20 protein-coding genes are annotated in these 20,274 nt (G+C 67.2%); 10 read left to right on the top strand and 10 right to left on the bottom strand.

Features of this window, described 5'->3' with window-relative positions; all coding sequences use genetic code 11:
• Positions 1-156: 156 nt before the first annotated feature.
• From CA237_RS12675 to leuC, 4 genes are all read right to left on the bottom strand, one after another.
• Positions 157-1,152: an NADPH:quinone oxidoreductase family protein gene (locus CA237_RS12675; protein ID WP_198158498.1), complete on the bottom strand. Its 996-nt coding sequence runs from the start codon at positions 1,150-1,152 to the stop codon at positions 157-159.
• On the bottom strand, positions 1,115-1,744 hold the full coding sequence (gene leuD, locus CA237_RS12670; protein WP_066688833.1) for a 3-isopropylmalate dehydratase small subunit: 630 nt from the start codon (positions 1,742-1,744) through the stop codon (positions 1,115-1,117). The genes CA237_RS12675 and leuD overlap by 38 nt, the downstream gene beginning before the upstream one ends.
• Positions 1,744-2,577: an N-acyl homoserine lactonase family protein gene (locus CA237_RS12665; protein WP_332307265.1), complete on the bottom strand. Its 834-nt coding sequence runs from the start codon at positions 2,575-2,577 to the stop codon at positions 1,744-1,746. Before CA237_RS12665 ends, leuD begins: the two co-directional genes overlap by 1 nt.
• Before the next feature lie 121 nt (positions 2,578-2,698).
• Entirely contained in the window at positions 2,699-4,135 is a 1,437-nt protein-coding gene (gene leuC / locus CA237_RS12660) for a 3-isopropylmalate dehydratase large subunit (RefSeq protein ID WP_066688834.1), read from the bottom strand.
• 142 nt (positions 4,136-4,277) lie between these two features.
• Between leuC and CA237_RS12655 the strand changes: the two genes are divergently transcribed.
• On the top strand, positions 4,278-5,516 hold the full coding sequence (locus CA237_RS12655; protein WP_084401348.1) for an MFS transporter: 1,239 nt from the start codon (positions 4,278-4,280) through the stop codon (positions 5,514-5,516).
• Between the two features lie 277 nt (positions 5,517-5,793).
• Here the strand turns inward: CA237_RS12655 and CA237_RS12650 are convergent, their stop codons facing one another.
• The 3 genes from CA237_RS12650 to CA237_RS12640 all read right to left on the bottom strand — a co-directional run bounded on the left by CA237_RS12650 (position 5,794) and on the right by CA237_RS12640 (position 8,142).
• Positions 5,794-6,429 (bottom strand): CoA transferase subunit B, encoded by a 636-nt coding sequence (locus CA237_RS12650; RefSeq protein ID WP_066688835.1) that lies wholly within the window; start codon positions 6,427-6,429, stop codon positions 5,794-5,796.
• Positions 6,430-6,433: 4 nt separating this feature from the next.
• The gene (locus CA237_RS12645) at positions 6,434-7,369 is read right to left on the bottom strand and encodes an HAD family acid phosphatase (protein WP_332307266.1); all 936 of its coding nucleotides are present in this window, start codon (positions 7,367-7,369) and stop codon (positions 6,434-6,436) included.
• Between the two features lie 71 nt (positions 7,370-7,440).
• Positions 7,441-8,142, bottom strand: coding sequence for a CoA transferase subunit A (locus tag CA237_RS12640; protein WP_066688837.1), 702 nt, complete (start codon positions 8,140-8,142; stop codon positions 7,441-7,443).
• 217 nt (positions 8,143-8,359) lie between these two features.
• On the opposite strand from CA237_RS12640, the gene CA237_RS12635 reads away from it, so the two are divergent.
• Together CA237_RS12635 and CA237_RS12630 are read left to right on the top strand one after the other, a co-directional pair.
• The gene (locus CA237_RS12635) at positions 8,360-10,012 is read left to right on the top strand and encodes a thiamine pyrophosphate-binding protein (protein ID WP_126014272.1); all 1,653 of its coding nucleotides are present in this window, start codon (positions 8,360-8,362) and stop codon (positions 10,010-10,012) included.
• 61 nt (positions 10,013-10,073) lie between these two features.
• Positions 10,074-10,742 (top strand): outer membrane beta-barrel protein, encoded by a 669-nt coding sequence (locus tag CA237_RS12630; RefSeq protein WP_066688840.1) that lies wholly within the window; start codon positions 10,074-10,076, stop codon positions 10,740-10,742.
• 86 nt (positions 10,743-10,828) lie between these two features.
• Here the strand turns inward: CA237_RS12630 and CA237_RS12625 are convergent, their stop codons facing one another.
• Entirely contained in the window at positions 10,829-11,011 is a 183-nt protein-coding gene (locus CA237_RS12625; RefSeq protein WP_066688841.1) for a CsbD family protein, read from the bottom strand.
• A gap of 89 nt (positions 11,012-11,100) precedes the next feature.
• A complete protein-coding gene (thiS, locus tag CA237_RS12620) occupies positions 11,101-12,108 on the bottom strand; it encodes a sulfur carrier protein ThiS (RefSeq protein WP_084401354.1) in 1,008 nt (335 codons plus the stop codon).
• 125 nt (positions 12,109-12,233) lie between these two features.
• On the opposite strand from thiS, the gene aroQ reads away from it, so the two are divergent.
• The 6 genes from aroQ to CA237_RS19895 all read left to right on the top strand — a co-directional run bounded on the left by aroQ (position 12,234) and on the right by CA237_RS19895 (position 17,514).
• Complete coding sequence (gene aroQ / locus CA237_RS12615; protein WP_066688843.1) at positions 12,234-12,668, top strand: type II 3-dehydroquinate dehydratase; 435 nt, start codon at positions 12,234-12,236, stop codon at positions 12,666-12,668.
• A gap of 41 nt (positions 12,669-12,709) precedes the next feature.
• Positions 12,710-13,231 (top strand): acetyl-CoA carboxylase biotin carboxyl carrier protein, encoded by a 522-nt coding sequence (gene accB / locus CA237_RS12610; RefSeq protein WP_066688845.1) that lies wholly within the window; start codon positions 12,710-12,712, stop codon positions 13,229-13,231.
• A 1-nt stretch (position 13,232) separates the two neighbouring features.
• Positions 13,233-14,582 carry an acetyl-CoA carboxylase biotin carboxylase subunit gene (gene accC, locus CA237_RS12605; RefSeq protein ID WP_066688847.1) on the top strand — a complete coding sequence of 450 codons (1,350 nt, stop codon included), beginning with the start codon at positions 13,233-13,235 and terminating at the stop codon, positions 14,580-14,582.
• A 195-nt stretch (positions 14,583-14,777) separates the two neighbouring features.
• Positions 14,778-15,113, top strand: coding sequence for an arsenate reductase (glutaredoxin) (arsC, locus tag CA237_RS12600; protein WP_066688849.1), 336 nt, complete (start codon positions 14,778-14,780; stop codon positions 15,111-15,113).
• 529 nt (positions 15,114-15,642) lie between these two features.
• Entirely contained in the window at positions 15,643-17,226 is a 1,584-nt protein-coding gene (locus CA237_RS12595) for a phospholipase D-like domain-containing protein (RefSeq protein ID WP_126014270.1), read from the top strand.
• Positions 17,227-17,370: 144 nt separating this feature from the next.
• A complete protein-coding gene (locus CA237_RS19895; protein ID WP_157092688.1) occupies positions 17,371-17,514 on the top strand; it encodes a hypothetical protein in 144 nt (47 codons plus the stop codon).
• A 44-nt stretch (positions 17,515-17,558) separates the two neighbouring features.
• Here CA237_RS19895 and CA237_RS12590 read toward each other — a convergent pair whose 3' ends face one another.
• Positions 17,559-17,798 (bottom strand): hypothetical protein, encoded by a 240-nt coding sequence (locus CA237_RS12590; protein ID WP_066688857.1) that lies wholly within the window; start codon positions 17,796-17,798, stop codon positions 17,559-17,561.
• Positions 17,799-18,040: 242 nt separating this feature from the next.
• On the opposite strand from CA237_RS12590, the gene purL reads away from it, so the two are divergent.
• The gene (purL, locus tag CA237_RS12585) at positions 18,041-20,263 is read left to right on the top strand and encodes a phosphoribosylformylglycinamidine synthase subunit PurL (protein ID WP_066688859.1); all 2,223 of its coding nucleotides are present in this window, start codon (positions 18,041-18,043) and stop codon (positions 20,261-20,263) included.
• Positions 20,264-20,274: the final 11 nt, after the last annotated feature.

Genomic DNA, 20,274 nt, shown 5'->3' with positions numbered 1-20,274 from the left:
GAGATAGGATGCGACGGGGTTACGCGCAACGGCACAGGTGTCGGGCGGAGCGGACCTCGACAGTCGGTGTACCCCCGCGCAGGCGGGGGTCCAGAGCCAGGTAGAACCGGCGCTGGCGCCCGCTAACCCTGGATCCCCGCCTGCGCGGGGATACGGTTAGATCACCACCACCAGCTTCCCGATGACCTTGCGCGCGGCCAGCGCGGCAATTGCCTCGCCACCACGCTCCAGCGGGAACGTGCCCGTCACGCGCGGCGCGATCCGGCCCTCGTCCCACAGGCGGAACAAGGTCGCGACGTGCGCGGCATTCGCCGCCGGATCGCGCATCGCGAACGCGCCCCAGAACACGCCGCACACGTCGCAGCTTTTCAGCAGCGTCAGGTTGAGCGGCAGCTTCGGGATGCCCGCCGGGAAGCCGACGACCAGATAGCGCCCCTCCCACCCGACGCTGCGCAGCGCGGGTTCGGCATAGTCGCCACCGACCGGGTCGAACACCACGTCCGCGCCCTTGGGCCCCACCGCCGCCTTGAACGCCTCGGCCAGCGCCCGCGATGCGTCCTTGTCGAGCGGGGCGTGGGGGTAGACGACCGTCTCGTCCGCGCCCGCGTCCTTTGCAGCCGCCGCCTTTTCTTCCGAGGATACCGCCGCGACGACCCGCGCGCCGAACGCCTTGCCCAGTTCGATCGAGGCAAGGCCGACGCCGCCTGCCGCGCCCAGCACCAGCAGCGTCTGCCCCTCGCCCAGTCGGCCGCGATCGAGCAGCGCATGGATCGACGTGGCATAGGTCAGCAGCAGCGCCGCGCCATCTTCGAAACTGCGGTTTGGTGGCAGGCGGTGGAGCGCGGCGGCAGGCACCGCCAGCTTCTCGACCATGCCGCCATGGCCGGTGACCGCCACGACCCGGTCGCCGACCGCCCAGCCGGTGACGCCGTCGCCGATGCTGTCGATCACGCCCGCCACTTCGCCACCCGGCGCGAACGGGCGTTCGGGGCGGAACTGGTATTTATCTTCGATAATCAGGAGGTCGGGATAGTTTACCGCACATGCCCTGACCGCAATGACGACCTGACCCCGGCCCGCGACCGGGTCCGGCAGGTCGCCGATGGTCAGCGTGTCAGGTCCGCCCGTTTCCTTCGACAGCAACGCCCGCATGTCCGCTCTCCTGGTGGAGCCACGGTCGGGCACTGGCCACGCCGGACTCATATTTCGAAATCGCGGTATCTTGTGCCAGCGTCATGCCGATCTCGTCCAGCCCTTCCATCAGGCATTGGCGACGAAAGGGGTCGAGCTCGAAGGGAAAACGATCCTGATACGGGGTGGTGACAGTCATCGTCTCCAGATCGACGGCAACCATGTCGGTCTTCGCGACCTCGACCAGGCGATCGATCGCGTCCTGTGGCAGGACAACGGTGACGATCCCGTTCTTGATCGCGTTGCCGGAGAAGATGTCGGAAAAGCTCGGCGCGATCACCGCCCTGACCCCCATGTCGGTAAGCGCCCAGGCGGCATGTTCGCGGCTCGACCCGCAGCCGAAATTCTCGCCCGCGATCAGCACCGGCGCGCCGGCATAGCGCGGATCGTCGAAGATATTGTCCGGTTCCGCCCGCACGCTTTCGAACGCGCCCTTGCCCAGCCCTTCGCGGGTGGTGGTCTTCAGCCAGTGCGCCGGGATGATGATGTCGGTGTCGATATTCTTGGCGCCCCACGGATAGGCGCGCCCTTCGACCTTGGTGATCGGTTCCATCAGCGCGCCGATGCCGGGAAGGCCGGCAGCTTGGCGACATCGCCCGGTTCATGTTGCAGGATCACGGTCGCCTTCACATTGCCCGCCAGCTTCTTGAACCGGTCGAGCGAGGCGAGCGTAGCCGCGCGATCGGTGTTGAACGGCGGCACCCCGTTCGTGTCGTAATTTTCCCGGAAATGGGCAAGGTCGCCGGACAGCAGCACCGGCCCCTTCCCCTTCAATACGACCAGCAGCGCGTGATGCCCCGGCGTATGGCCCGGCAGGTTCAGCAGGGTGACGCTGCCGTCGCCGAACACGTCCTTGTCGGCATCGATCGCCTCGATCTTCGCGCCGCCACCGAACCAGGGTTTGAGCGGTTCGGCACTGGTGCCGGGCTTGCCGGCACTCAGCGCATCGGCATCGCCCTTGCCGATCAGCAAGGTCGCGCCCGGAAAGCCCGCCGCCTGTCCGGTGTGGTCGAAATGATAATGGCTGATGCCGACGCGGCCGATCTGTTCGGGCTTCACGCCGATCTGCGCCAGCTGCCGCTTGATCGTCGTCGTCAGGATCGGCGACATCGCGTCGGTGTTGCTCACCGGCTGGCCGATCACCGCCTCGGGCAGGCCGGTGTCCCACAGCATATAGTCGCTGCCGTGGCGGATGAGATAGCAGCTGGCGACCAGCCGCTTGCTTTGTCCGCTATAGGCCAGCGTGTCGGAAAAGGCGTTGAGGTCGTTGACCTGCACACCGCCGCAATCGAGCCGCCACAGCTCGACGTCGGCGGCAGGCTTGGGTGCCGGTGCCTGCGCCATCGTCAGCACCAGTGCGGCCAGTGCCGCGAGGCGTGCGATCACTGCCGCGCGTCCGTCCGCGACGGGGCCGCCGCCTTGGCCGGACGGACCGAGGCATAGGCGGCCGCCATGCCGCTCAGCACCGCGCCCGCAATCAACGCGATCAGAACCCGCTTCATCCGCCTTACTCCGTCACCAAATCGCGTACATCGGCCAGCCGCCCCGTCACCGCCGCCGCCGCCGCCATCGCCGGGGAGACGAGGTGCGTCCGCGCGCCCGGTCCCTGCCGTCCTACGAAATTGCGATTGCTGGTGGAAGCACAGCGTTCGCCCGGCGGCACCTTGTCCGGGTTCATCGCCAGGCACATCGAACAGCCCGGCTCGCGCCATTCGAAGCCGGCTTCGGTAAAGATGCGGTCCAGCCCCTCGGCCTCGGCCTGGCGCTTGACCAGCCCCGATCCAGGCACGACCAGCGCCTGCTTGATCCCGCCCGCGACATGGCGCCCCTTCACGACGCTGGCCGCCGCACGCAGATCCTCGATCCGGCTGTTGGTGCAGCTGCCGATGAAGATGTAGCTGACCGGCACGTCCTGCATCCGCGTGCCGGGCGTCAGGCCCATATAGTCGAGCGATTTCTGCGCCGCGACGCGCTTGCTCGGATCGGCGAAGCTGTCGGGCGACGGCACCACGCCGGTGATCGGCACGACATCCTCGGGGCTGGTGCCCCAGGTCAGCGACGGGGCGATGTCGCTGGCGTGCAGCTGTACCACCTTGTCATACACCGCCCCCGCATCGCTCGGCAGCGTCCGCCAGTATTCGACGGCTTGGGTCCACGCGTCGCCCTTCGGTGCCATCGGCCGGCCCTTGAGGTACGCGAAGGTCGTCTCGTCCGGTGCGATCAGGCCGGAACGCGCGCCCCCCTCGATCGACATGTTGCTGACGGTCAGCCGCCCTTCGATCGACAGGCTGCGAATGACGTCGCCGGTATATTCGACGACATAGCCGGTGCCGCCTGCCGCCCCGGTCTTGCCGATGATCGCCAGCACGACGTCCTTGGCCGACACGCCATAGCCGAGCGTCCCGTCGACGCGGATTTCCATCGTCTTCGATTGCTGCAGCAACAGCGTTTGGGTCGCCAGCACATGCTCGACCTCGCTGGTGCCGATGCCGAACGCCAGCGCGCCCAGCGCGCCGTGCGCGCTGGTATGGCTGTCCCCGCACACCAGGGTCGTGCCAGGCAGGGTGAAACCCTGTTCCGGCCCGACGACATGGACGATGCCCTGCTCCGCCGCCGTCGCGTCGATATAGCGGATGCCGAAATCGGGCGCGTTCTTTTCCAGCGCGGCGAGCTGGCTGGCGCTGGCCGGATCGACGGTGGGCAGGCGGTTGCCCGCCGCATCGACCCGCGGCGTTGTCGGCAGGTTGTGGTCAGGCACCGCCAGCGTCAGATCGGGCCGGCGCACGGTGCGGCCATTGGCGCGCAGCCCGGCGAACGCCTGCGGGCTGGTGACTTCGTGGACGAGATGCCGGTCGATATAGATCAGGCAGGTGCCGTCGGCGCGACGCTCGACGACATGGTCGTTCCAGATTTTCTCGTACAGGGTTTGCGGACGGCTACTCATGGCCGCGCGTTAACCGAAAACAGCCGCGAACGAAAGGTCTGGCGACATTTTATTACCAGCCTTGGCAAATTTCGTATTCGATCCGCGGACCCTTCGCAGGCAATCGACGTTCCTGCGCGATCCTCCTTTACGGGATCGCCCCATGCCGCCCCATCCCGATCCCGCCCATGGCCGCAACGCCCGCGCCCTCGATGCGATGAACGCGTTTCTGGCCGACGTTCGCGACGGGTTGGGACCGTATCTCGCCATCTATCTCGTGTCGGTCCGAGGGCCGACCCATGGCTGGGACGAGGCGACGGCGGGGATGGTGATGACCATCGCCGGGATCGCCGGGCTGCTGGCGACGACCCCGGCGGGCGCGCTGGTCGACCGCGTGAAGGCGAAGCGCGCGCTGCTGGTCGTCGCCGCGCTGCTGGTGACGCTGGCGTCGATTTCGCTGCCGATCGTTTCCGGCTTCTTTGCGGTCGCCGCTACCCAGTCGGTCGCGGCAGTGGCGGGGGCGGTGTTCGCGCCGGGCATCGCCGCGATTTCGCTCGGGATCGTCGGACCGAAGGCATTCACCCGCCGCGTCGGGCGCAACGAAGCGTTCAACCATGCCGGCAACGCCGTCGCCGCCGCGTTGGCCGGGCTGCTCGCGTGGAAGTTCGGCCCCGTGGTCGTCTTCTACCTGATGGGTATTCTGGCGGCGTGCAGCATTGCCGCGATCCTGTGGGTCGATGGCGATGCGATCGACCATGACGTCGCGCGCGGGTGCGAGGGGAAGCCGGACGAATCCTGCGCGCCCACGCCCTCGCTGCTCGCCACGCTGACCGGCAATCCGGCGCTGGCGATCTTTGCCGGGGCGGCGTTCCTGTTCCACCTCGCCAATGCCGCGATGCTGCCCGCCGTCGGGCAGTTGCTGGGGCGCGAGGTCGGCGCGGGACAGGCGACGTCGCTGGTCGCCGCCTGCATCGTCGGGGCGCAGTTGGTGATGGTCCCGGTCGCGATCGTCGTTGGGCGCAACGCCGATCGCTGGGGCCACCGCCCGATCCTGCTGGTCGGCATGGGCGTGCTGGTGGCGCGCGGCGTGCTCTATAGCGTGGCCGATGCGCCGGCCTGGCTGCTGGGCGTGCAGCTTCTCGACGGGATCGGCGCGGGCATCTTCGGCGCGCTGTTGCCGGTGGTCGTCGCGGCGATCATGCGCGGCACCGGCCGGTTCAACGCGGCGCAGGGCGCGGTGGCGACGGTGCAGGGGCTGGGCGGCGCGCTCAGCACCACGCTGGCGGGCGTGATGATCGTGCGCGGCGGATACGACGCGGCGTTCCTGCTGCTGGCGGGGATCGCGGCGGTCGGGCTGGGGTTGCTTTGGTGGAAGATGCCGGAGACGGCTTCGCGACAGTGAAAGAAGGTTGTTTTTACGCGAAGGCGCGGAGACGCGGAGGAAGAAGTAGAAGAATTGGTTCGCGCAGAGGCGCAGAGGACGCAGAGGGGTGGCGTTCGCGGTGAAGCCCCGCCGCACCAGCGGCCTTCAGCTTTCGTCGCAACAGGAAGAGAGGCTGCGCCGGACAGGCTGCAACCGCCGCGCCCACAGCCCCTCTGCGTCCTCTGCGCCTCTTCGCGAAAACTACCTTCTTCTCTCTCCGCGCCTCCGCGCCTTCGCGTGAACCAATTCTTAGACCTTATCCCTCGTACGCCGCCGTCGTCTTCGACCGCACTTCCTCCGCGCTCACGCCCGGAGCAGTTTCGATCAGCCGGAACGGGCTGGCATGATCGTCGCGGGCGAACACCGCGAGATCGGTGATGATCATGTCGACCACCCCCAGCCCGGTCAGCGGCAGGGTGCATTCCGGGATGAACTTCGGGTCGCCGTTCTTGGAGGTATGCTCCATAACGACGATGATCTTCTTGACCCCGGCGACCAGGTCCATGGCGCCGCCCATGCCCTTCACCATCTTGCCCGGGATCATCCAGTTGGCGATGTCGCCCTTTTCCGACACCTCCATCGCGCCGAGCACGGTCAGGTCGATATGCCCGCCGCGGATCATGGCGAAGCTGTCGGCGCTGCTGAAATAGACCGACTGCGGCAATTCGCTGATCGTCTGCTTGCCGGCATTGATCAGGTCGGCATCCTCTTCGCCGGCATAGGGGAACGGGCCGATGCCCAGCATCCCGTTTTCCGACTGCAGCGTCACCTCGACCCCGTCCGGGATATGGTTCGCCACCAGCGTCGGGATGCCGATGCCGAGGTTGACGTAGAAACCGTCCTTCAGCTCGCGCGCGGCGCGTGCCGCCATTTCGTCGCGGGTCCAGGCCATGCGATTACTCCTTGGGCGCGCCGGGATCGCTCCAGCGCAGATCATTGGGGAAGACGTCGTCGAAATCACCGGCCAGCGCGGTGCCATAGACCGGGTTGGGCAACAGGAACCAGCCATTGCCCCATAGCGGCGCGATCGCCGGCGAATCCGCTGCCGCGCGCCGCTCGGCGGGCTTGAGGCCCGCATTGAACAGGTCGGTAAAGTCGCCCAGCTGATCGCCGACCAGCGCGACGACGCAATATTTCGCCGCGATCAGCGCCCGGCGGGCATCCTTGCCCGACCCGCCCGGCGCATCGCCCTTCAGGAACAATGTCTCGCCATGCCTGGCGGGGCCGAGGCCGGCGCGGTTCAGCACCGCTTCGGTATAGGATGCGGTCGCGGCGTTGCGGTTCGAATTGAACACCACGGTCACACCCGCCGCGCGCAGCGCCGCCAGCCCCTCGACCGCGCCCGGCACGGCCCGCGTCGCGCGCCCGTCCGACCGCTCCCACCGTTCCCAGCGGCTGGCGTCATAGCTCAGCCCACCGCGCGCGTCGGAATATTCATAGCCGGTGTTGAGCAGCACGGTTTCATCGACATCGAACACGACGGCCGCTTTGCCGGTACAGGTCAGCTGCGTCGGCTGGGCCAGCGTCGCGCCGGGCGCCAGCACCGCCTGTAGCGGCATGCGGCGTAGCGTCGTGCGGTCGCGCTGATATTGCTGCACATAGCGGACCAGCGCCGAATAGGTCTGCCGGCTGGCGGCAACGGCCTCGCCCGATCCGTAGAGATACTGCATCCCCGCCGGCACGCCCGCCACGGTGGCCGGCGCAACCGGGGCGGGCGACTGGTTGCCGACCGCGACGACGCAGCCCGACAGGGCGAAGGCGGCGGTGGCGAGGGTCAGGGCCTTGACCACCGCCCCGACCGTATCCCCGCGCAGGCGGGGATCCAGAGCCACAGGCGCAGACGTCGGCGTATCATAACCCTGGATTCCCGCCTGCGCGGGAATACGACTTCTGCGAGCCACCATCAAACCCGCTCCCGCACCGTGCGGAACTCGATCTGCTTGTCATAGGGCGCACCGACGATCATCCGCTTCACGTAAATCCCCGGCAGGTGGATCGCATCGGGGTCGAGCGACCCCACCGGCACCACTTCCTCGACCTCGGCGACGCAGATGTTGGCGGCGGTCGCCATCGGCTGGTTGAAGTTGCGCGCGGTCTTGCGGAAGATCAGGTTGCCGGCCTCGTCGGCCTTCCACCCCTTGATGATCGACAGGTCGGCACGGATGCCGCGTTCGAGGATATAATCCTCCCCGTCGAACTGCTTCACTTCCTTGCCCTCGGCGATCAGCGTGCCGACGCCGGTCCTGGTATAGAAGCCGGGAATCCCCGCCCCGCCCGCACGGCAGCGTTCTGCCAGAGTCCCCTGCGGGCAGAATTCCACCTCCAGCTCGCCGCTCAGATATTGCCGCTCGAACTCCTTGTTCTCGCCGACATAGCTGGAAATCATCTTCTTCACCTGCCGGCTGCGCAGCAGCTTGCCCAGCCCCTGCCCGTCGATCCCGGCATTGTTGCTGGCGATGGTAAGATCCTTGACCCCCGATGCCTCGATCGCATCGATCAGCCGTTCGGGAATGCCGCACAGGCCGAACCCACCGGCGCACAGCGTCATGCCGTCGTGCAGCAGCCCGTCGAGCGCAGCCTCCGCATTCGGGTACAGCTTCTTCATCGCCACTCTCCCAACTTCCGTTCAGGCGGATTACGCATGGCCGCCGGGGCGGGTCAAGAACCTGAACCAGCTTTCAACTTGGCGACATCGTCCGCGACCCCGCCGATGATGCGCGACACCCTTGCCCCACCCGTCACCCCCAGCCGGCCAACGTCGGGAACCAGTCCACAAAGACCCGGTACTGGCGCCCGGCCCGACCCCGCGTTAGCCTGCAAAAATGACAGAGTCGCGCACCGGTGGCCGTATCCTTGTCGACGCCCTTGCCCTGCAAGGCTGCGACCGCATCTTCCACGTGCCGGGCGAAAGTTTCCTCGCCGTGCTAGACGCGCTGCACGACACGCCGACGATCGATCTGGTGACCTGCCGGCAGGAGGGCGGGGTCGGCTTCATGGCGTGCGCCGATGGCGTGCTGACCGGCCGGCCGGGCGTCGCCTTCGTCACGCGCGGCCCCGGTGCGACCAATGCGTCGATCGGGGTGCATGTCGCGCGGCAGGATTCGGTGCCGATGCTGCTGTTCATCGGCGATGTAGACCGCGGGATGCGCGACCGCGAAGGCTTTCAGGAAGTCGACTTCCTCGCCATGTTCGCCCCGCTCGCCAAGCTGGTGCTGCGCATCGACGATCCGGCGCGCATTCCCGAATATGTCGCCCGCGCATGGCGCACCGCCACCTCCGGGCGGCCGGGCCCGGTCGTGATCGCGCTGCCCGAGGACATGCTGTGCGAACGCGCGGAAGTCGCCGACCGGCCGCCGCTCGTCCCCTTGGCAACCACCCTCGATCCCGCCGACTTCACCGACCTGCTCGATCGCATCGCCGGGGCCGAGCGGCCGGTGGCGATCGTCGGCGGCGCGGGCTGGGACAAAGCGACCGGCGCGGCGTTCAGTGCCTTCGCCGAGCGCTGGGGCATCCCCGTCGCGGGCGCGTTCCGGCGACAGGACGCCATCGCCAATGACAGCGCGGCATGGGCCGGCAATCTCGGCTACGGCCCCTCGCCCAAACTGGTCCAGCGGATCAAGGCCGCCGACCTGCTGCTCGTGATCGGCGCGCGGCTGGGGGAGGCGACGACCGACGGCTACACCCTCGTCACCCCCGACCATCCCGGGCAGACGCTGATCCACGTCCATCCCGACCCGGCCGAACTCGACCGGGTGTACCGCGCCGACCTCGCCATCGCTGCCGATCCTCACGCCTTCGCCGCCATGCTCGCCCGCGCCGAACCGCCCGTCGAGCCTCGCCCGGCAATGGCCGAGGCGCATGGCGAATGGCTGGCATGGTACACCCCCGTACCGCGCGACGTCACCCTCGACCTCGGTCCGTGCGTCGCGGCGATGCGCGAGCGGCTTTCGGGGCACGACACGATCATCTGCAACGGCGCGGGCAATTTCTCCGGCTGGTGGCATCGCTACTGGCATTATGGCTGGTCGGGCACGCAGCTGGCCCCGACCTGCGGCGCGATGGGCTACGGCACGCCCGCCGCCGTTGCCGCCGCCTTGCGCTGCCCGGACAAGCTGGCGGTGGCAATTGCGGGCGACGGCGATTTCCTGATGAACGGACAGGAATTGGCAACCGCGATCCGGACGCAGGCGAACCTGCTGGTCCTGCTGGTCGACAATGGCGGTTACGGCACGATCCGCATGCATCAGGAGCGTGAATATCCCGCACGGGTCAGCGGCACCGCGCTCACCAACCCCGATTTCGCCGCGCTCGCCCGCGCCTATGGCGCCTGGGCCGAAACGGTCGAGACGACCGAGCAATTCGCCCCCGCGCTCGACCGGGCATTGGCGCGGGACGGCGTGCGGCTGCTCCACCTGCGCACCGACATGAACGTCATCACCCACGGCACCACCATCGCCGCGATGCGCGCGCGTTAAGCCTATCGTATCGATTCGACCCTATCCCTCGGCCAAGACATTCAATCTCCGGGGGATTTCCGTGAAGACCGTCGCGACCATCACCGCCGCCACGCTTGCCGTCGCCATCGCCGCACCCGCCGCCGCGCAGGACATCGTCGACACGCCGCTCGGCCCCCGCATCGAACTGCGCGTCGGCTGGGACCGGGTCGATGTCGTGACCGAGGTGCGCGACGGCACCGAGCGCAGCGAAACCAGCGCCGGCGACAGCGGCATCACCTATGGCGGCGAAGTCGGCTATGACATGGTGCTGTCGCGCGCCTCGGTGCTCGGCGTCTATGCCGGCCTGTCGAAATCGACGCTGGAGACGTGCGACGACCTGTCGTTCGGTGCGACCGTGGTCGCGCGTGACTGCCTGTCGACCGGACGCGAGATCGATGTCGGCGCGCGCATCGGCTTCATCACCGGCCCCAATTCGCTGGTCTATCTCAAGAGCGGCTACAGCAACGGCGAAGTCCGCCGCGACGTCCGCGACCTGACCGACCCTGCGTTCAGCTACCGCGCCAGACGCCGGCTGGACGGCTTCCACCTGGGCGCGGGCGGCGAATTCGGCCTGACCAGCCGCGCCTATGGCAAGCTCGAATATCGCTACGCCAACTATGCCGCCGACCGCGAGACGATCGGCCAGACCGTTCTCGAAAACGGCGTCGAGCGCCATCATGTCGTCGCAGGCCTCGGCTACCGCTTCTGACCAAAAAAGGGGTCGCCCCGGTTTCCCGGAACGGCCCCTTCGACACCATCCGCCAACTACCCGGCGGTACGCGGTGTCCGATCAGCTCAGATCTTGTCGCCGAGCGCGCCCTTGACGCTGCCCTTCACGTCCTGGCCGGTGCCCTTGGCCTGCTGGGCCTGGCCTTCGGCTTCCAGGCGCTCGTTGTCGGTCGCCTTGCCAACGGCTTCCTTCACGTTGCCGGCGACCTTGTTGCCAGCGGCGGCGAGCTTGTCGGTGAATTCACCCATGAAAGGCTCCTGTAGGTTGGCGAGGTTGCCCTCGCTGGATTGCGATTATACAAAGCGCAGCCCGACCTGCGGGTTCCATTGAATCTGATTCATATCAGTCCGGCGAGCGGGCTCGACGGGTCGGCATAGCGCCGCCGCTGCATGCGCCCGGCCAGATAGCCCATCCGCCCCGCCTCGACCGCCGACTTCATCGCCCGCGCCATCAGCACCGGGTCCTTCGCCTCGGCAATCGCGGTGTTCATCAGCACCCCGTCGCAGCCCAATTCCATCGCCACCGCCGCATCGCTCGCCTGGCCGACGCCGGCATCGACCAGCACCGGCACCTTCGCGCCTTCGACGATCAGCCGGATCGTGACGAGGTTCTGGATGCCGAGGCCGGATCCGATCGGTGCGCCCAGCGGCATGATCGCGACCGCGCCGGCATCCTCCAGCCGCCTGGCCGCGATCGGATCGTCGACACAGTACACCATCGGTTTGAAGCCTTCGTTGGCCAGCACCTCGGTCGCCCGCAGCGTTTCCACCATGTCGGGATACAGCGTCCGCGCCTCGCCCAGCACCTCCAGCTTGACGAGGTCCCAGCCGCCAGCCTCGCGCGCCAGCCGCAGCGTGCGGATCGCGCTGTCGGCATCGAAACAGCCGGCGGTATTGGGCAGATAGGTGACCTTCTTCGGATCGATATAGTCGGTCAGCATCGGCGCCTTGGGATCGCTGACATTCACCCGGCGCACCGCCACGGTCACGATCTCCGCGCCCGATGCCGCCACCGCCGCGGCATTCTGTTCGAAATCCCTGTACTTGCCGGTCCCGACGATCAGCCGCGAGGTAAAGGTCTTGCCCGCCACGCTCCACGTATCGGCCGCCTGCCCGACCGTTTGATGGTCGCCGCCACCGACGAAATGCACGATCTCCAGCTCGTCGCCATCCTCGACCCGGACGTCGGCCAGCGTCGAGCGCGGCACGACCTCCAGATTGCGTTCGACCGCGACCTTTTCCGGCACCAGCCCGATCTGTGCCGCCAGCTCGGCAATGGTCAGCCCGTCGCGAATCCGCATGTGATCGCCGTTGACCGTGATGGTGATGGTGCCGTCGCTGTGCATGTCGTCTCCTGTCGGGGCGCCCCCCTGTCTCGACTTGCTCGTCTCGACTTGGGGTGCCCGGTCCGGCTATGGTGCGCTGCATATAGGGACCGCGCACACGCGCCCGCAACCGAAAGCCTGCCCGCTTGACCGCCACCGTCTTCGTCCTCAACGGCCCGAACCTGAACCTGCTCGGCCTGCGCGAGCCGGAAATCTACGGGTCGGACACGCTCGACGACATTGCCGGCATGCTGGAGGATCGCGCCCGCGAGCTGGGGCTTCAGATCGACCTGCGCCAATCGAACCATGAAGGCCATCTGGTCGACTGGCTGCACGAGGCGCAGGCGGAAGGCGCGAAGGCCGTCCTGCTCAACGCCGGCGCCTATACCCATACGTCGATCGCGCTCCACGACGCGATCAAGGCGGTGAAGACCCCGGTGATCGAGGTCCATCTGTCCAATCCGCACAAGCGCGAGGAGTTTCGCCATGTCAGCTATGTCGGGCGCGCCGCGCGCGGCACGGTGGCGGGGTTCGGCGCGCTTTCCTATCTGGTCGCGCTTGAAGCGGCCGCCCGCATCTGACAAGGGCGCGGTTTTTTAAGAATACACCATTGGGGGTTACCATGGCAGACGACAATCAGGGCGAAGGAACGCCGTTCACCAGCCACGCGATGCGCGTCGACATCGACCTCGTCCGCGCGCTGGCGCAGGTGCTGGACGAAACCGACCTGACCGAGGTCGAGGTGGAGGACGGCGCGCGCAAGGTCCGCGTGGTGCGCAAGCCCGCCCCGGTACAGGCGGCGGCAAGCTATGCCCCCGCCCCGGCCTACGCCCCCGCGCCCGCACCGCAGCTGGCCAGCGCAGCGACCACCACGATCGAGGCCGGCGCCGCCGTCGCGCCGGTCAGCAGCGTGCCCCCGGTCACCTCGCCGATGGTCGGCACCGTCTATCTCGCCGCCAACCCGGAAGCGAAGCCGTTCGTGTCGGTCGGGCAGAAGGTCGCCGCCGGCGACACGCTGGTGATCGTCGAGGCGATGAAGGTCATGAACCCGATCGTCGCCCCGGCCGCCGGCACCGTGACGCAGATCCTGGTGTCGAACGGCCAGCCGGTCGAATTCGACCAGCCGCTGGTGGTCGTGGAATAACATGCCCGAAATCAAGAAACTGCTGATCGCCAACCGGGGTGAGATTGCGCTCCGCATCCACCGCGCGTGCCATGAAATGGGGATCAAGACGGTCGCGGTCCATTCGACTGCGGACGCCGACGCGATGCACGTCCGCCTTGCCGACGAAGCGATCTGCATCGGCCCGCCCTCGGCGACCGACAGCTATCTCAACATCCCCAATATCATTTCGGCGGCGGAGATCAGCGGCGCCGACGCGATCCATCCGGGCTATGGCTTCCTGTCGGAAAACGCCAAGTTCGCCGAGATCGTCGAGCTGCACAACCTGATCTTCGTCGGGCCGAAGCCCGAACATATCCGCACGATGGGCGACAAGATCGAGGCGAAGCGCACCGCCGGCGCGCTCGGCCTGCCGCTCGTCCCCGGCAGCGACGGCGCGATCAGCGACATCGCCGAGGCGAAGGCGATCGCGGCCAAGGCCGGCTATCCGGTCATCATCAAGGCAGCGTCGGGCGGCGGCGGCCGTGGCATGAAGGTGTGCCATTCCGAGGACGAACTCGAAACGCTGATGCAGCAGGCCGGCAGCGAGGCAAAGGCCGCGTTCGGCGACGCCACGGTGTATCTCGAAAAATATCTTGGCAACCCGCGCCACATCGAGATCCAGGTCTTCGGCGACGGCAATGGCAAGGCGGTCCATCTGGGCGAGCGCGACTGCTCGCTCCAGCGCCGCCACCAGAAGGTGCTGGAGGAAGCCCCCTCCCCCGTGCTCAGCCAGGCCGATCGCGAACGGATCGGCGGCATCTGTGCCAAGGCGATGGCCGATATGGGCTATCGCGGTGCGGGCACGATCGAATTCCTGTGGGAAGATGGCGAGTTCTATTTCATCGAAATGAACACCCGTTTGCAGGTCGAACATCCCGTCACGGAGATGATCACCGGCATCGACCTGGTCCGCGAACAGATCCGCGTCGCCGAGGGCCATGGCCTGTCATGCGAGCAGGAGCAGATCCGCTTCACCGGCCACGCCATCGAATGCCGCATCAATGCCGAGGACCCGCGCACCTTCGCGCCGTCGCCCGGCACGGTGAAGCATTTCCATGCGCCCGGCGGCATGCACGTCCGCGTCGATAGCGGGCTCTACGCCGGCTATAAGGTGCCGCCCTATTACGACAGCATGATCGCCAAGCTGATCGTCTACGGCACCAGCCGCGAACGCTGCCTGATGCGCCTGCGCCGCGCCTTGGAAGAGTTCGTGATCGAGGGGATGAAGACCACCATCCCGCTCCACCAGGCGCTGCTCGACGACCCGCAGTTCCAGCAGGGCGACTACACGATCAAGTGGCTGGAAGAATGGCTGGCGAAAAACGACTGACCTGAAGCTTCTCCCCGCTCGCGGGGAGGGCACCAGGCCCGAACAAACACCCAAGATCCTCCCCGCTCGCGGGGAGGGGGACCATGCGTAGCATGGTGGAGGGGGGCCTCCGCAGACGCAACCGTGGTGGAACTGGCCAACCCCCTCCACACCCGGCTGCGCCGGCGGTCCTCCTCCCCGTGCCGGGGAGGAACCATGCAAGCCACGATCTACCACAACCCGCGCTGCTCGAAGTCCCGCGCCGCCCTCGCGCTCCTCACGCAAGCCGGCGCCGACGTAACCATCGTCGAATATCTGAAAACCCCACCGACCCGCGACGAACTGGCCGCCCTGCTGACCCGCGCCGACCTGACCCCGCGCGAAGCCCTGCGCACCGGCGAGACCGAAGCCAAACCGCTCAAAACCGCCGACGATGCGACGATCCTCGATGCGATGGCAGAGCACCCGATCCTGATCGAACGCCCGATCGTCGAAACGGCGAAGGGCGTCGTCCTCGCCCGCCCACCCGAGCGCGTCCACGACATCCTCTGACCCTGCCACCGTCACGCCGAACGTAATCTGGGTGCCCGATGCCAATGGCGAGGCACGACAACACCCCGTCGTCATTCCCGCGAAGGCGAGGCCTCTCCGAAAGTCTCGGGCTCAGTCACATACTCGCCGTACCCCCGCGCAGGCGGGGGTCCAGAGCCAAGCAAAACAAAGCTTTGCGGATGCGACCCTGGATCCCTGCCTTCGCGGGGATACGGTGAAGCGGACGTTCGCAACGGTCTCGCCAAGGCAGGTATCCACACGCGCAGCAGCAGCACCTCCGACCGAACCATCAACGTCTATCGGTCCCCGTCGCGGGGACGATGTCCCCCCTTTCCTACACGCACCCAACCTGCCAGCATCGTCCCCGCTCTTTCCCATCGTCCGCGCCCCCGCCCGCCCAAACGCCACCCCGCGCGCCACGCCGCAAACAGCGCACGAGTGTGAACTTAGTGAACTTTGGACCGCCGAAACCCAACCGACCGACCGCAATCGCTTGGAACTGCAACGATAGGGTGCCATTGCTGTCCCCATGGTCCGTCACACCCCACCACTCGAACCGGGTCGCAACTGCTGGCGGATCGAGCGTGCCACGCGCGCGACCGTGCTGGTCGATGCCGACAATTATTTCACCCATGCCCGCGACGCGATGCTGAAGGCGAAAAGGCAGATCCTGCTGATCGGCTGGGACTTCGACGCCCGCATCCGCTTCAAGACCGACCCTGCCAGCGAAGGCCCTGAAAAGGTTGGCGAATTTATCAGCTGGCTGGTCCGCCGGACACCGGGGCTGCAGGTCCATATCCTGCGCTGGGACACCGGCGCGATCAAGACGCTGTTCCATGGCCGCACCCTCGTGCGCATCGCGAAATGGATCGCCGACCCGCAGGTGCACATGCGGCTCGACACCCATCACCCGGTCGCCGGTTCGCATCACCAGAAGGTCGTGGTGATCGACGACGACGTCGCCTTTTGCGGCGGGATCGACATGACCGTCGACCGCTGGGACACGCGCGAGCATCGTGACGACGATCCCCGCCGGATCGAACCGGACGGCACGCCCTACCAGCCTTGGCACGACGTCACCACCGCGCTGGAGGGGCCGGTCGCGGCAGCGCTGGGCGACATGTGCCGGCAGCGCTGGGAAATCTCGGGCGGCGACGCCCTGCCCGCGCCGACCGGCGTCGGCGGCTGCTGGCCGACCGGGCTCGACGCCGACTTTACCGAGATCGACGTCGCCATCGCCCGCACCGTGCCCGAGATGACCGACCAGGAACCGGTGCACGAGATCGAGACGCTGTACCTCGACCTGATCGCGCGTGCCGAACGCTTCTTCTATGCCGAGAGCCAGTATTTCGCCTCGCGCAAGGTGGCGGAAGCGATCGCGAGACGCCTCGACGAGCCGGACGGCCCGGAGATCGTGATCGTCAACCCGACCACGGCCGAGGGCTGGCTGGAACCCGTCGCGATGGATTCGGCCCGCGCGCGCCTGTTCCAGGCTTTGAAGGAACGCGACCGCCACGACCGGCTGCGGCTCTACCATCCCTTCACCGCCGGCGGCACGCCGATCTATGTCCATGCCAAGGTGACGGTGATCGACGACCAGCTGCTGCGGGTCGGATCGTCCAACTTCAACAACCGCTCGCTCAGGCTCGACACCGAATGCGACGTGACGGTCGACGCCACTCGCCACGCCAATGCCGACGAACGCCGCACCATCGCCGGCATCCGCGATTCGCTGCTCGCCGAGCATCTTGGGGTGGATTGCGAGACGATCGAGGCTACGCTGGAGCGCACCAACTCGCTGATTGCGACGATCGAGGAACTGCGTGGGGAAGGCCGCTCGCTACGCCCCTACGAAATTCCCGATCTGGGGGCGGTGACCGAATGGCTCGCCGACAACAAGATCCTCGACCCGGAAGGGCCGGGCGAGATGTTCGAGGCGCTGTCGGCGCGCAGCCCGCTGCTCAAGAAGCTGAAGAAGCACCGCCCCCATCTCCACCGCGCCGACAACACGCTGTCGCCTGTAGTCACCGCGGTAGCGGTCGGCGGCACCGTCGCCGGCGGCACGCTGATCGGCATGATGCTTTGGAATGCGTGGAAGCAGCGGAAGGGCTGAACCGCTTTCGAAGCGGATCGGGGCCGCTCGGTGATGCGGGCGCTAGCGGGACTGATCGGGATCGGCAACGGCCTCATCCCGCCATCCCGGCGCCCAGCGGCTGCGGCAGATATTCGTGGTTACCGCACTGATCCGCTGGCCATCATGACATGGTGGCGTTGGTCCGGCGAGCTGCGGTTCGACAGCAACCCGGCATGGTGGATCATGCTTTCCGGCGTGTTCGGCAACGACGGTATCGCGCGCTGGGCGGAACGCCGCGATCGTGCACAGACCGAAGAGTCGGCCTGAAACGGAAGCGGGGACCGACACCGGCCCCCGCCCCGCAATCGGACTTAGTTGCTGTCCGAATCGTTGTCGTCGACGGCGATGATCACGCCACCGGCCACGATCGCGGCTGCCAGCAGCGCGAACACGATGCCGCCGCCGGCGAGCTTCTGGCCACCCTTGGCCGGAGCCGACGCGCGGACCGACTTGGCGACCGACAGGGCCGACGCGTTCTGCGCGGCATTGGCGGCGACCGGAGCAGCGGCCAGCGTGGTCGCGGCGATTGCCGTCAGAAACTTCGAAACCATTCACATTCTCCCTTGCTCGGCATCATGCCATGCTACGCCGAGTCCGACGATGCACCGCACCGACTCCCAGCGTGGCGAACGGTTCCCACGCACCGGCATGATTCAGAAGCGCTTTAATCCTTTCGAACGAAATTTGTTCCACCACTGTATCTATTCGGCAACGCAACATTGCCCTTCTGTTACGTCGCCGCGGCCAACAAACCGGCTGGCACCACAGGCGCGTGCGCGCTAGAGGCTCGCCCATGACCCAGATCACGCCCGAGATTGTCGCCGAACACGGCCTGAGCCCCGAAGAATATGAGCGCGTCCTGCACGCGATGGGGCGCGAACCGAACCTGACCGAACTGGGCATCTTCTCGGTCATGTGGTCGGAACATTGCAGCTACAAGTCCAGCCGCATCCACCTGAAGAAGCTGCCGACCACCGGACGTCAGGTCATTTGCGGGCCGGGTGAGAATGCCGGCGTCATCGACATCGGTGACGGGCAGGCGGCGATCTTCAAGATGGAGAGCCACAACCACCCGTCCTACATCGAACCCTATCAGGGTGCGGCGACGGGCGTCGGCGGCATCCTGCGCGACGTGTTCACCATGGGCGCGCGGCCGATCGCGAACCTCAACGCGCTGCGCTTCGGCCGGCCCGATCACCCGAAGATGCGCCACCTGATCGCGGGGGTGGTCCATGGCATCGGCGGCTATGGCAATTGCGTCGGCGTGCCGACCGTGGGCGGCGAGGTGAATTTCCACCCGGCCTATGACGGCAACATCCTCGTCAACGCCATGACCGTCGGCATCGCCGATACCGACAAGATCTTCTATTCGGCCGCCTCCGGCGTCGGCAATCCGATCGTCTATGTCGGGTCGAAGACCGGCCGCGACGGCATTCACGGCGCGACCATGGCCTCGGCCGATTTCGGCGAGGATGCCGAGGAAAAGCGTCCGACCGTGCAGGTCGGCGACCCCTTCACCGAAAAGCTGCTGATCGAGGCGTGCCTCGAACTCATGGCATCCGACGCGATCGTCGCGATTCAGGACATGGGCGCCGCCGGCCTCACCTCCTCTTCGGTCGAAATGGCGTCGAAGGGCGGCGTCGGCATCGAACTGGTCATGGACGACGTGCCGCAGCGCGAACGCGGCATGACCCCGTACGAGATGATGCTGTCGGAAAGCCAGGAGCGGATGCTCATGGTGCTGAAGCCCGGCCGCGAGGACTTCGCGCGGGCGATCTTCGACAAATGGGAACTCGACTTCGCGGTCATCGGCCATGTCACCGACACCGGCCGCATGGTGCTGAAGTGGCAGGGCGACGTCGTCGCCGACATCCCGCTCGCCCCGCTGGCGGACGAAGCCCCGCTCTACGACCGGCCGCATGTCCCGACGCCGAAATCCGCCGAACTGGCAAACGTGCCCGAAAGCACCGATCCGGCCGCCGACCTGCTCAAGCTGATGGGATCGCCTGACATCGCGTCGCGTCGCTGGATCTGGGAACAGTATGACCACATGGTCGGCGCCGACACCGTGCAGCGCCCGGGCGGCGACGCGGCGGTGGTGCGCGTGCACGGGACGCAGAAGGCGCTGGCAATGACCACCGACTGCACCCCGCGCTATTGCTTCGCCGATCCGGTCGAGGGCGGTCGCCAGGCGATTGCCGAGGCCTATCGCAACCTGACCGCGGTCGGCGCGACGCCGCTCGCTGTCACCAACTGTCTGAACTTCGCCAACCCGCAGCGCCCCGAGATCATGGGCCAGATCGTCGGCTGCCTCGACGGGATGAGCGAGGCCTGCCGCGCCCTCGACTTCCCGATCGTGTCGGGCAACGTCTCGCTCTACAATGAATCGAAGGCGACCGGCGGCGGCTCGGCGATCCTGCCGACCCCGGCGATCGGCGGTGTCGGGCTGCTGGCCGACTGGGAGAAGTCGGCGACCATCGCCTTCAAGCAGACCGGCGACATCATCCTGCGCGTCGGCGACCGCACCGGCTCGCTCGGCCAGTCGCTATGGCTGCGCGAAGTCCATGGCCGCGAGGAAGGCCCGCCGCCGCCGGTCGATCTCGACGGCGAGCGTCGTACCGGCGGCTATATCCGCCAGGCGATCCTGTCGGGCAAGATCACCGCCTGCCACGATGTGTCGGATGGCGGCGTCGCGGTGACGGTGGCGGAGATGGCGCTCGCCGGCAATGTCGGCGCGATCCTCGACCGCAAGCTGCCGTTCGACGACATCGCCCGCTCGCTGTTCGGTGAGGATCAGGGCAATTACATCGTCACGGTGCACGACCACGCGCTGCTCGAATTCCTGCAGGGCGCCGAAAAGGCCGGGGTCGATGCCGAACCGATCGGCCGCACCATCGGCAGCCGGATCATCTTCGAACTGACCGATGGCGACTTCGCCGTGTCCCTGGACGACCTGCGCAAGGCACATGAAGGCTTCTTCCCCGCGTTGATGGGTGCCGACGCGGCGCTCGCCTAACCACCTTCCCC

Origin of the sequence: Sphingomonas sp. ABOLH, assembly GCF_003951715.1 — a bacterium.
GTDB lineage: Bacteria > Pseudomonadota > Alphaproteobacteria > Sphingomonadales > Sphingomonadaceae > Sphingomonas > Sphingomonas hankookensis_A.
This window is presented reverse-complemented; position numbering and strand designations above follow the sequence as displayed.

Coding starts and splice junctions, on each gene's coding strand:
- CA237_RS12675 (WP_198158498.1), bottom strand. CDS start 1,152: ATGCGGGCGTTGCTGTCGAAGGAAACGGGCGGACCTGACACGCTGACC.
- leuD (WP_066688833.1), bottom strand. CDS start 1,744: ATGGAACCGATCACCAAGGTCGAAGGGCGCGCCTATCCGTGGGGCGCC.
- leuC (WP_066688834.1), bottom strand. CDS start 4,135: ATGAGTAGCCGTCCGCAAACCCTGTACGAGAAAATCTGGAACGACCAT.
- CA237_RS12655 (WP_084401348.1), top strand. CDS start 4,278: ATGCCGCCCCATCCCGATCCCGCCCATGGCCGCAACGCCCGCGCCCTC.
- CA237_RS12650 (WP_066688835.1), bottom strand. CDS start 6,429: ATGGCCTGGACCCGCGACGAAATGGCGGCACGCGCCGCGCGCGAGCTG.
- CA237_RS12640 (WP_066688837.1), bottom strand. CDS start 8,142: ATGAAGAAGCTGTACCCGAATGCGGAGGCTGCGCTCGACGGGCTGCTG.
- CA237_RS12635 (WP_126014272.1), top strand. CDS start 8,360: ATGACAGAGTCGCGCACCGGTGGCCGTATCCTTGTCGACGCCCTTGCC.
- CA237_RS12625 (WP_066688841.1), bottom strand. CDS start 11,011: ATGGGTGAATTCACCGACAAGCTCGCCGCCGCTGGCAACAAGGTCGCC.
- thiS (WP_084401354.1), bottom strand. CDS start 12,108: ATGCACAGCGACGGCACCATCACCATCACGGTCAACGGCGATCACATG.
- accB (WP_066688845.1), top strand. CDS start 12,710: ATGGCAGACGACAATCAGGGCGAAGGAACGCCGTTCACCAGCCACGCG.
- accC (WP_066688847.1), top strand. CDS start 13,233: ATGCCCGAAATCAAGAAACTGCTGATCGCCAACCGGGGTGAGATTGCG.
- arsC (WP_066688849.1), top strand. CDS start 14,778: ATGCAAGCCACGATCTACCACAACCCGCGCTGCTCGAAGTCCCGCGCC.
- CA237_RS12595 (WP_126014270.1), top strand. CDS start 15,643: ATGGTCCGTCACACCCCACCACTCGAACCGGGTCGCAACTGCTGGCGG.
- CA237_RS19895 (WP_157092688.1), top strand. CDS start 17,371: ATGACATGGTGGCGTTGGTCCGGCGAGCTGCGGTTCGACAGCAACCCG.
- CA237_RS12590 (WP_066688857.1), bottom strand. CDS start 17,798: ATGGTTTCGAAGTTTCTGACGGCAATCGCCGCGACCACGCTGGCCGCT.
- purL (WP_066688859.1), top strand. CDS start 18,041: ATGACCCAGATCACGCCCGAGATTGTCGCCGAACACGGCCTGAGCCCC.